We start from the raw sequence: 355 nt of genomic DNA, 5'->3' as shown, positions 1-355 counted from the left end.
ACCTACACCGCCTGGCGCTACACCTCGCCTCCCTATACCGGTAAGAACGCCTTCCCCAACGTAGAGAAGGTAGATCCCTCCCTGCGAGGTGGCTCGCTTTACGCCGAGCCGGTAGACACCGGCACGGAGGCACACCTTTTAGAACGCACCCTTCTCGCCCTGCACGGGGCGCAGGAGATCCCCTTCAAGATATCCTACTGCTCTCTTCTCCTTAAGGAGGGACCCCTGGGCAAGGGGTGGGGGCACAACTTCGAGCTCCACCTGGAGTTCACCCCGAAGGGAGACGTGCTGCTCTGCTGGAACGCCAACCGGAAAAACCTTTTCGTCAACCTGGGCGTAGGAAAATACTCCTCCC

The 355-nt window shown here is 60.0% G+C and carries 1 protein-coding gene; it reads left to right on the top strand.

The window, feature by feature from the left end; all coding sequences use genetic code 11:
• On the top strand, positions 1-355 hold a 355-nt coding region (locus DXX99_RS11625), incomplete at both ends, for a DUF6531 domain-containing protein (protein ID WP_165847850.1).

The sequence above is a fragment of the Ammonifex thiophilus genome (assembly GCF_003368535.1).
GTDB lineage: Bacteria > Bacillota > Desulfotomaculia > Desulfotomaculales > Ammonificaceae > Ammonifex > Ammonifex thiophilus.
The sequence above is the reverse complement of the archived record's forward strand: the minus strand, read 5'-3'. Positions and strand labels throughout refer to the sequence as shown.